Here is a 7,190-nt window from a genome sequence, read left to right on the forward strand (position 1 = left end):
TTTTATTTTTTTCTGGCAATTTGTGCCATTAATTCTGCTTCTGCAACTAATTTGCCGTTTGCATACGCATACGCCCGCATATGACAAATACCTCTTCTTATTGGTGTGATTAATTCTGCTTTAAAAATCAAGGTGTCTCCAGGCAATACTTTTTGCTTGAACTTTACATTATCCATTTTCATGAAATATGTTAAATAATTTTCTGGATCAGGAACTGTGCTTAACACTAAAATACCACCACACTGTGCCATGGCTTCTACTTGTAAAACACCAGGCATTACAGGTGCGCCAGGAAAATGACCAACAAAAAAACCTTCGTTCATTGTTACGTTTTTCATACCAACAACGTGCCTATCTGAAAGCTCTATAACCCTATCAACCAATAAAAAAGGTGGTCTGTGAGGCAAAATATCCATAATTTGATGAATATCTAATAAAGGAGGTAAATTTAAATCGTATTGAGGAACATAGTTTCTCTTTTCTGCCTTTATAATTTTTGCAAGTTTCTTTGCAAACTGTGTGTTTATTAAATGACCGGGTTTGTTCGCAATTACCTTTCCTCTAATTCTTGTACCTACTAAAGCTAAATCGCCAATAACATCTAATAGTTTATGACGTGCAGCCTCGTTTGCCCAATGCAACGTAAGGTTATCTAAAATACCGTTTGGCTTTATAGAAATATGATCTTTCTTAAATGCTTTTTTTAATTTTTGCATTGTACTTTCTGATAATTCTTTATCAACATAAACAATTGCATTGTTTAAGTCTCCTCCTTTTATCAAATCGTTTTCTAATAACATTTCAATTTCATGTAAAAAGCTAAAAGTTCTTGCATCTGCAATTTCTTCTTTAAAGTCTGCCATTTTACATAAAGTAGCATTTTGAGTTCCTAAAATTTTAGTTCCAAAATCTACCATGGTAGTTACCTGATATTCATCTGAAGGCATTAAGATAATTTCACTACCTGAAACGTCATCTTTATAAGAAATAATTTCTTTTACAATATACTCTTCAATATAAGCATCTTGTTCTTGAATACCAGCTTTCTCTAAAGCTTCTATAAAATACTTCGAGGAACCGTCCATAATCGGAGGTTCAGAAGCGTTAATTTCTATCAATAAATTATCAATATCTAAACCAACTGCAGCGGCTAAAACATGCTCTGAAGTCTGAATTTTAACGCCATTTTTCTCTAGATTAGTACCTCTTTGAGTTGTTACTACATACTCTGCTTTTGCCTCTATGGTTGGTGAACCCTCTAAATCTATTCTACTAAAAGCAAAACCATGATTTACAGGAGCAGGTTTTAAAGTCATGGAAACGGCATTACCCGTATGCAAACCCACACCCGATAATGTAATTTCTTTTTGTATTGTTTTTTGTTTCTTACTCATACTATTTTATTTTGAGGCATCAACTCTTTTTTCTAATTGATTAAATTTTGCTACAATATTTGGTAAATTTTTAAAAAGAACGTAACTTTTATTAAAGTCTTGCACTTTAAATGCAGGCGTTCCGTTGATAATGGCATTATCTTTTATATTTTTAGAGATGCCAGCTTGCGCCAAAACTTTAACGTTATCGCCCATTTTAAGATGGCCTGCAATCCCTACTTGACCGCCAATCATACAGTTTTTACCTATTTTGGTAGATCCTGCAATACCCGTTTGGGCAGCAATTACCGTATTTTCGCCAATTTCTACATTGTGGGCAATTTGTATTTGATTATCGAGCTTAACACCTCTTCTTATAATTGTAGATCCTAGCGTAGCTCTGTCTATTGTAGAACCCGAACCAATATCTACGTAATCTTCTACGATAACATTTCCTATTTGTGGTACCGCTGTAAATTCTCCTTTTTCATTGGGTGCAAAACCAAATCCGTCAGAACCTATAATGCAGCCTGAATGTATGGTACAATGATTGCCAATTTGTGTTTCTGAATAGATCTTTACGCCAGAAAAAATAATACTATTATCACCGATAACGACATTATCACCAATATAAGCATGAGGATATATTTTAACATTATCGCCAATAATTACATTTTCTCCGATATAAGAAAATGCTCCTACATATTCATTAAGACCAACCTTTGCAGTATCTGAAATAAAATGCGGAGACTCTCTACCTGTTTTATCATTTTTTACTCCGCTATAAAAAGCAAGTAACTTTGAAAAAGACTGGTAGGCATTGTCTACTTTTATTAGTGTTGTTTGAATTTCTTTTTCTAACCGAATACTTTTATCTACAATAACAACAGAAGCTTTTGTTGTATATAAAAATGGATTGTATTTTGGGTTTGATAAAAAGGTTAGTGAACCTTTTTCTCCCTCTTCTATTTTAGAAAGTTTCGAAACTTTTTCATCAGGATTACCGACTACTTCTCCTTCTAAAATATCTGCTATTTTTTGTGCTGTAAATTTCATCAAACGCAAAAGTATAAAAATTAAAGGTATTTGGCTAATCTCATTTTACTTTGGATAGCAAATAAAATGTTTTACGACAGGTTTTGTTAATGCTTGCAGGTTTAATTGATCAGAAGCCTTCGCAATATCCTTTATTCTCCCTTTTTTATTTAAAATAAAAATAGGCTCATTTGAAGTATACGCTTGGTTTTTAATTTCTTGAGAAAAAACAAGGTACTTTATATCTTTTTTAGAAATCTCTAATCGTTTAGAAAACTTCTCTCTCTTTCTTGAAATTTGACCTTCATCGAAGGCATCTTTCTGAATTTCTACGCGCAATAATTTTCTATCAACAATCATTTGAGATAATAAAGAAAGCACTTTATCATCATGATTCGTCCATTCTTTTATGGCAGATAAAACATCATAATCATCTAGTTTAGAAAACATTTCTAAAGTTTTATCTGTAAAGTTTTCTTTATTTATTTGATTGTATAAAAAATAGTGTAGAGCAGTACTTGCAAACAACTCGACTCCTCTTTCAGCTAGTTCTTTGGCTCTTTTTAATACATTTACCAGCATATTTTCTGCAACTAAACCCGTTTTGTGCAAATATACTTGCCAATACATTAACCTTCTGGCTACTAAAAACTTCTCTACAGAATAAATACCTTTTTGTTCAATGACCAATTCATCATCTTTCACATTCATCATTACAATTAATCTATCTGATGAAATATTACCCTCTGTAACCCCTGTATAAAAACTATCTCGTCTTAAATAATCAAGCCGATCAATGTCTAATTGACTCGAAATTAATTGACCTAAAAATTTACGAGGATGTTTTCTTTGAAAAATATCGATGGCCAATGTTAATTTTCCGTCAAACTCTTTGTTTAACTTTTTCATAAATTTTAGTGAAATTTCTTCATGAGAAATATCACTAACAATACTATGCTCTAATGCATGAGAAAAAGCTCCGTGACCAATATCATGCAATAAAATAGCAATACACAAAGCATTTTCTTCTTCTTTAGAAATTTTTATTTGTTTAAAACGTAAAACTCTAACCGCTTTTTGCATTAAGTGAATACAGCCTAAAGCATGATGAAAACGGGTATGGTTTGCTCCTGGATACACCAGGTTAGAAAAACCCATTTGTGCAATTCTTCTTAATCGTTGAAAATAAGGATGCTCAATGATATCAAAAATTAAAGAATTCGGAATTTGTATAAACCCATAAATAGGATCATTTAAAATTTTAAGTTTATTGGGTATTTTTTTTTTCAAAAGATGTTTTTTATCAATCGATGGCAATTTACAATGTAATGCCATAAATTCAATTATTTATACTTCTAGATTATTCTTAAAAGAGCTGTTGCACTATTCTTAAAAATAAAACGGTAGAATGCAAAGCTAAAGCGAAATTGGCAATACTTTATCATATTAAAGAAACAAAAAGTGTAACAAAACTGTACTTTTAACATTATTTATTAAAATTTAAAAACGAACTATGAGCAGCATACAAATTTTATGGGTTGATGATGAAATAGAACTATTAAAACCTCACATTCTTTTTTTAGAACGTAAAAATTATAAAGTTACTACATGCACAAATGGTGCTGATGCCATTGATTTAGTTGATGAAGAAAATTTTGATATCGTTTTTTTAGATGAAAATATGCCGGGATTAACAGGTTTAGACACGCTTGCAGAGATAAAACAAAAACAAGCAAATTTACCCGTTGTCATGATCACAAAAAGTGAGGAAGAGTATATTATGGAAGAAGCAATTGGTTCTAAAATTGCAGATTATTTGATAAAACCTGTAAATCCTAGTCAGATTTTATTGAGTTTGAAAAAGAATTTAGATCATTCTAGATTAATTTCAGAAAAAACAACTTCTAGTTATCAGCAGGAATTTAGAAAAATAACGATGGATTTGGCCATGGTAAATTCTTATGAAGAATGGATTGAACTTTACAAAAAACTAATTCATTGGGAATTAGAACTAGAAAACATTAGTGACCCCGGAATGTTAGGTATTTTAGAAAGTCAAAAGCAAGAAGCAAATTCCCAGTTTTTTAAATTCATCAAAAAAAATTATGAAGATTTTTTAACCTCTTATGACAAACCTACTTTTTCTCATACATTGTTTAAAGATTACGTAGTGCCACAATTAAGCAAAAAACAAGGTGTTTTATGGATTGTGATTGATAATTTACGGTACGATCAGTACAGAATTTTAGAACCTTTTATCAACAAACACTACAAGAAAGAGCAAGAATATTCTTATTTTTCTATTCTACCGACAGCAACTCAATACGCTAGAAACGCTATTTTTTCTGGGTTGATGCCCTCTGAAATGGAGAAACGTCATCCAAATTTTTGGAAAAATGATACCGACGAAGGTGGCATGAACTTATTTGAAAATGATTTTTTATCAGCCCAAATAAAACGTTTAGGGTTAGATATTAAACATGAATATTATAAAATTACCTCGCTTAAAAGTGGCAAAGAATTAGCTGATAATTTTAATGGTACAAAACAAAATGATTTAACGGCATTGGTTTATAATTTTGTGGACACACTTTCTCATTCTAAAACAGAAATGGAAGTAATTAAAGAATTAGCTGGTGATGATAAAGCCTATAGAAGTCTTACTTTAAGTTGGTTTAAGAACTCTCCGTTATTTGAAATTATACAAAAAGCGCAACTATTGGGTCAAAAATTAATTATTACCACAGATCATGGTACTATCAACTGTAAAAACCCATCAAAAGTAGTTGGTGATAAAAATATCAGTTCTAATTTACGATACAAAACGGGTAGAAGTTTAAGCTATGAAGAGAAAGATGTGTATGCCGTAAGAAATCCAAAAGACATTTTTTTACCAACAGTTGCCATGAATAGTCCGTTTATTTTCGCAAAAGAAGATTTGTTTTTCGCCTACCCAAACAACTTTAATCATTTTGTGAAATATTTTAAAAACACCTATCAACATGGAGGTATTTCTTTAGAAGAAGTAATTATTCCCTGCGCGGTTTACAGTCCGAAATAAAAAAAAACAACCGAATTACACTAAAGTGAAGAAAAAAAAGTGCTATGAAAAAACTAATTCTTCTGCTTTTATTAACAACTCAAATTTTATCTAGTCAAGAAAATGAGTTTTTTGAGCAAGCAGTAATCCTAATTGAAAAAGAACAATATAAAGAAGCTATTAAAATACTCGATAAAGTGTTGGACGTAAACCCAAACTTTGTGGGTGCTTATGTGCAACGCGGAACGAGTAAATCTGCTTTACATAAAAATAGAGAAGCCATTGAAGATTATAGAAAAGCAATAAATTTAGACTCTTTAAACACACTTTCGTTTTTTAATATAGCCAACAACTATCGCGATTTAAACGATGATAAAAAAGCGATTTACTATTACAACAAAGCCGAACAATCCATACAGAACAACACGTATCATCAACATAAAAATATTCCTTTAAAAAGAACTTTTTTAACAGAAATGGCTCCTTTTTATGTTTCAAAAAGTCAGATACACTACAATAGAGGTTTAACTTTTTACGATTTAAAAGAGTACTCATTTGCATTTAAAGATTTTTCAACTATTGAAAATAATGAAATTACCAAAGAATCAGAATTTATGCTTGCTTCTTCTTTGTTAAAGTTAAATAGAAATAAAAAAGCTTGTATAAGGTTAAACAACGCTATCTCTTTAGGTAGTAAGATGGCTTTAGAAATTAAAAAGCGGTATTGTAAATAATTAAATTCGGAATGAGAAAAGTTATTTTAGGGTGCATATTTATTTATATTTAAGGCGTAAGAAAACAAATTAAACACAGCTGCTCTTGCGTTAACTGAATATAAGGTGATCTATGACCCTAGTTATTTTTCTATCAAGTAGGCTATTGAATATATCCCAAAATGAAAAGGTGTTTGAAAAGATGTAAATATTAAAGCTTATAAAATGTTAGGCATTGATTTATAAAAAGAGGTGTATGAAGACTTGCAAAATAACTTTAATACCTATCCTAACATTTAGGGATTATAAAAAACTGCTAAAAATAGAGATCACAGAAGACTGCCAAATTTAACGACTTTTTTCTCTAGAATAGGTACTGCTAAACCCATTACTAAAAATACAAAAGAGTATGTTGCAGAAGATATTTTTTATTGGAGTTTAGGCGGAGCGATAACTCAAATACGCATTGTACTTCATAAAAAGTCTAAAGACAAGCAAAGATTGCTTGTTGTAGATATCATTGGGGCAAGTCAGGTTATAAAAGATTGCTTATGTAGCTTTAAAATTATTGGACATTGCAATATTAGAATAGTTTTTAGTTCACTAGTGTCCATTAAAAAGACTGAAGATCGCTTCGCTAAAAGACACCACCTGCCGGCAGGCAGGGAAACAAGAGTTTAGAGTGTCTACCTTTGATGTGACGATTTTTATGAGGTTACTAATTTTATATTTGACTTATGGTAAAAAAGTATGACAATGAATTTAAAGTTATAATCATACAACTATATACTCAATACATTTAGGTTTTCGGGAACATAAAATTTCATGGTCTAATTATTGATATTAAATTACTGTTTTTCAGTTATTTAAGCACTATATTTTTGTTATTTTGAGTAATATTTAGTATCTTTATATTGTTGATATTCAGATGTATGACTATAAAATTATCACAAGAAGAGAAAATTACAATTAAACAATTACACCGTAATTGTAAACAAAGAAAACATGCCGATAAACTAAAAGCTATTC

Annotated in this window: 5 protein-coding genes and 1 pseudogene; 3 read left to right on the forward strand and 3 right to left on the reverse strand. The window is 30.6% G+C overall.

The features are described 5' to 3' along the window. Positions 1–2: 2 nt before the first annotated feature. The 3 genes from ES044_RS14715 to ES044_RS14725 are packed head-to-tail and all read right to left on the reverse strand — an operon-like array spanning position 3 to position 3,743. Positions 3–1,394, reverse strand: a complete 1,392-nt coding sequence (locus ES044_RS14715) for a bifunctional UDP-3-O-[3-hydroxymyristoyl] N-acetylglucosamine deacetylase/3-hydroxyacyl-ACP dehydratase (RefSeq protein ID WP_147120050.1) — start codon at positions 1,392–1,394, stop codon at positions 3–5. 6 nt (positions 1,395–1,400) lie between these two features. Further along, the gene (gene lpxD / locus ES044_RS14720; protein WP_147120051.1) at positions 1,401–2,429 is read right to left on the reverse strand and encodes a UDP-3-O-(3-hydroxymyristoyl)glucosamine N-acyltransferase; all 1,029 of its coding nucleotides are present in this window, start codon (positions 2,427–2,429) and stop codon (positions 1,401–1,403) included. Positions 2,430–2,474: 45 nt separating this feature from the next. Continuing rightward, the gene (locus tag ES044_RS14725) at positions 2,475–3,743 is read right to left on the reverse strand and encodes an HD domain-containing protein (protein WP_223269221.1); all 1,269 of its coding nucleotides are present in this window, start codon (positions 3,741–3,743) and stop codon (positions 2,475–2,477) included. A gap of 178 nt (positions 3,744–3,921) precedes the next feature. Here ES044_RS14725 and ES044_RS14730 point away from each other — a divergent pair, with 178 nt between their 5' ends. From ES044_RS14730 to ES044_RS19540, 3 genes and pseudogenes are all read left to right on the forward strand, one after another. Further along, complete coding sequence (locus ES044_RS14730) at positions 3,922–5,469, forward strand: response regulator (RefSeq protein WP_147120052.1); 1,548 nt, start codon at positions 3,922–3,924, stop codon at positions 5,467–5,469. Between the two features lie 44 nt (positions 5,470–5,513). Further along, positions 5,514–6,182 carry a tetratricopeptide repeat protein gene (locus ES044_RS14735; protein ID WP_147120053.1) on the forward strand — a complete coding sequence of 223 codons (669 nt, stop codon included), beginning with the start codon at positions 5,514–5,516 and terminating at the stop codon, positions 6,180–6,182. 303 nt (positions 6,183–6,485) lie between these two features. After that, a pseudogene (locus ES044_RS19540) lies at positions 6,486–6,842 on the forward strand (DUF1287 domain-containing protein); the annotation flags it as partial. Between the last annotated feature and the right edge of the window lie 348 nt (positions 6,843–7,190).

Origin of the sequence: Polaribacter sp. IC066 (assembly GCF_007997085.1) — a bacterium.
Classification (GTDB): domain Bacteria; phylum Bacteroidota; class Bacteroidia; order Flavobacteriales; family Flavobacteriaceae; genus Polaribacter.

What these genes read in the sequence shown, in the direction of transcription:
- lpxD (WP_147120051.1), bottom strand. Translation starts at nt 2,429, where the DNA reads ATGAAATTTACAGCACAAAAAATAGCAGATATTTTAGAAGGAGAAGTA.
- ES044_RS14735 (WP_147120053.1), top strand. Translation starts at nt 5,514, where the DNA reads ATGAAAAAACTAATTCTTCTGCTTTTATTAACAACTCAAATTTTATCT.
- ES044_RS14715 (WP_147120050.1), bottom strand. Translation starts at nt 1,394, where the DNA reads ATGAGTAAGAAACAAAAAACAATACAAAAAGAAATTACATTATCGGGT.
- ES044_RS14725 (WP_223269221.1), bottom strand. Translation starts at nt 3,743, where the DNA reads ATGGCATTACATTGTAAATTGCCATCGATTGATAAAAAACATCTTTTG.
- ES044_RS14730 (WP_147120052.1), top strand. Translation starts at nt 3,922, where the DNA reads ATGAGCAGCATACAAATTTTATGGGTTGATGATGAAATAGAACTATTA.